Consider the following 2,664-nt stretch of genomic DNA (forward strand, 5'->3'; position numbering starts at 1 on the left):
GTGACGCGGCGGCCCTGGGTGGTGATGTGGCGGCGCCGGCGCAGACCCATGGGGGAGAAGCCGGTGGCGAGATAGAAGGGGCGGGCGACGGGGGCGCGCCAGTCGATGAGGAGGGGGGTGCGGTCCTCGTCGTCGAGACGTATTCCGATTCGTCCGATGTGGTGGACATGGGCACCTGGATCAGCACCCCGGGCGGCGTCGTCGACCTCGGTGCCGTGCCCGTCGCGCTTGGTGCCGTCCTCGTCGCGCAGGTCGATACGGCCGAAGCAGAGTCCGGTCTCGACGGCGTTGAGGGTGGAGAGGCGGTGGGACTGCTCCGCGACGCTGATGTCCCGCTCCACCCGGGCCTGCCGTACGGTCGTGACCTGGCCGGCCGACGCCTCCATGGCGGTCTCGGCCTGCTCCCGGAGGGCGTCGAGGCGCTCGTAGAGGACAGAGATGAATTGCTGCTCATTCCGCAATTCGTCGGCGGATTCCCGCTTGGATTCCCTGGTTGACAATTCAGCCCCTGTCCGATACGCTGCATTCCATTGAGTTCCCCTGGGCCCGCCCAGCGATTCGCCCGTCGAGTCTCCGCCAAGTCGGCAACCGGCTGAATCAGGCCATGCAAACACTCAATATACGCAGGCGAATGCCCCGGCCGTCAATTCGGACCGGGGATTTTTTGTGGGCATCGCCCACTGGGCATCGGCGGGGCAGCTCGGGCCTCTCGGACGGATCCCGGGGCGCGCGCGGAGTCGCGCCGTCCGGGCCCGGGCGACGCGGGCCCGGACGGCGCGGTGCCGAAGCGGGGTCTCACCAGCGGATCGGTCCCGGGCTCAGCACACCCAGAGGCCGTCGGCCTTGTCGTTGTTGGCACTGCCCACGTTCGAGCTGGACGAGGGGGCCGTGGAGGTCCACAGGACCACCCAGGCGTTGACGCCGTTCCAGTTGTAGACCGTGGTCTGGGTCCCGGACGACTGGTTGTTGTGCCAGGACGTGGTCTGGTCGTTGAAGCCCCAGTCGGCGAGGTTGACGAAGTCGCAGTCGGACCAGGTCAGACGGCGGCCGTCGAAGTTGGCGTGCTCGTACAGGCACGTCCAGAGATAGCTGCAGTTCGGTGAGCCCGCCGGCGCGAACGCCTCACCGACGGCGCGCGCCTTCTTCTCGCCGGGCAGCGGGAAGGTCATCACGGCCTTGCCGCCACGCCAGGAGATCTCGTTGAGACCGGTCTGCTCGCCACCGGGTACGGCGGCGAGCTGAGCGTCCACCTGCCGCTGGAGGCCGGCGGCCTCCGCCTTGTCGAGGCCCGCCCGAGCGGCCTGCGCCGCGAAGGCCGGCTGGGCCGAGGTGGACGCGGAGGTCGGGCCCGCCAGGCCCATGACCGCCATCGCGGCCGCCGCCAGGGCGACGGACCACTTCGTGAATCTGTGCACGAGAACCCTCGATTCATCGGTACGGAAGTTCGATCCGAAGAACATCGGTATTTCCGAGGCCCGACATTGCCAGCGGTTCCATCCGGTGGCCATGATGTTTCGGCACACCTCAAAGACGCTGGTCAGCCGAGAGGAATACCGTGCTCCGTATTCATTTCACCGATGCCGACCTGGCCCGTACACGAATTGCCGCCACGGCAGATCCCCTGTGGGAGATCGTGAGCAGCCTGCACCGCTTCCAGACGCGGAAAGGCCGATGGGCATACACCGACTGGTACCACGATGCCCGTACGCGTATCCGGGAACGTGATCTGGAGAGGACAGTGCGCTCCCTGCTGATACCGGTCGCGCCCAGAGCCGCGTATTATCCCGACTTCCTCACTCCGGCCGAGGGATCCGACGGTCTCGGGGCCGGATTAACGGCCATTCTGCGGACACCGGGCGAACGGGTCCGGCGCGAAGTGCAGGTCATGGCCCAAGTCAGCGGAGCACCGGCGTGGACATCGCGTCTCGCGGAGACAGGGATGCGCGAGGAACTGGTAGAGGCGCTGCGCAGTTATCACGAGGCTGTCATAGCCCCGCACAGTGATCGCATCCAGGCGCATGTGGACGCGGAGCGTTCCTTGCGGACCCGTCCTTTGATGGACCACGGAACGGACGGGCTGCTGCGCAGCCTGCGGCCGGTCATGGAATGGAATCCGCCGGTCCTGAACGTCCCGTGCGCGGGCTGGACGAGAGATCTCCATCTGGAGGGACGCGGACTTCTTCTTGTGCCTTCGTACTTCTGCTGGCAGCAGCCGGTCGCTCTGGCGGATCACGAGCTGCCGCCCGTGGTCGTCTATCCAATTGTGCGTCAAGCGCCCGCGGGCCGAAGAACGTCCGGCACTCACCGGGTTTCCGCACTGGAATCGCTCATGGGGCAGAGGCGTGCGGCCGTTCTCCTGGCCACCGGAACGGGCGAGACCACCGGCGGTCTCGCGCGGGCCGCGGGTATCTCCGCGTCCGCGGCGAGCCAGCACACCAGGGCACTGCGGGACGCCGGTCTGATCACCAGTCGGCGGGTGGCCAACTCCGTCCTCCACACGCTGACTCCGCTGGGAGCGGCGCTCATCAGCCCGCCTTCCGGGGAGGGGCGGTGGCAGCCGGCGGCGCTGGACGCGAACACGTGAGGCGAGCGAGGCGGCCGGGCGGGGAGACCGCGCCTCGCCGGGAGCCGGGAGCCGGGGGTCGGTTGCCGGGCGCCGGGGGT

General features: G+C 68.3%; 2 protein-coding genes and 1 pseudogene. 1 reads left to right on the forward strand and 2 read right to left on the reverse strand.

The window, feature by feature from the left end:
* A pseudogene (locus WH07_RS35785) lies at positions 1-500 on the reverse strand (hypothetical protein); the annotation flags it as partial.
* A 318-nt stretch (positions 501-818) separates the two neighbouring features.
* Positions 819-1,415: a peptidase inhibitor family I36 protein gene (locus tag WH07_RS35790; RefSeq protein WP_232789180.1), complete on the reverse strand. Its 597-nt coding sequence runs from the start codon at positions 1,413-1,415 to the stop codon at positions 819-821.
* Between the two features lie 140 nt (positions 1,416-1,555).
* Here WH07_RS35790 and WH07_RS35795 point away from each other — a divergent pair, with 140 nt between their 5' ends.
* Positions 1,556-2,584, forward strand: coding sequence for an ArsR family transcriptional regulator (locus WH07_RS35795; RefSeq protein WP_046509453.1), 1,029 nt, complete (start codon positions 1,556-1,558; stop codon positions 2,582-2,584).
* Positions 2,585-2,664: the final 80 nt, after the last annotated feature.

The organism is Streptomyces odonnellii (genome assembly GCF_000981895.1).
GTDB lineage: Bacteria > Actinomycetota > Actinomycetes > Streptomycetales > Streptomycetaceae > Streptomyces > Streptomyces odonnellii.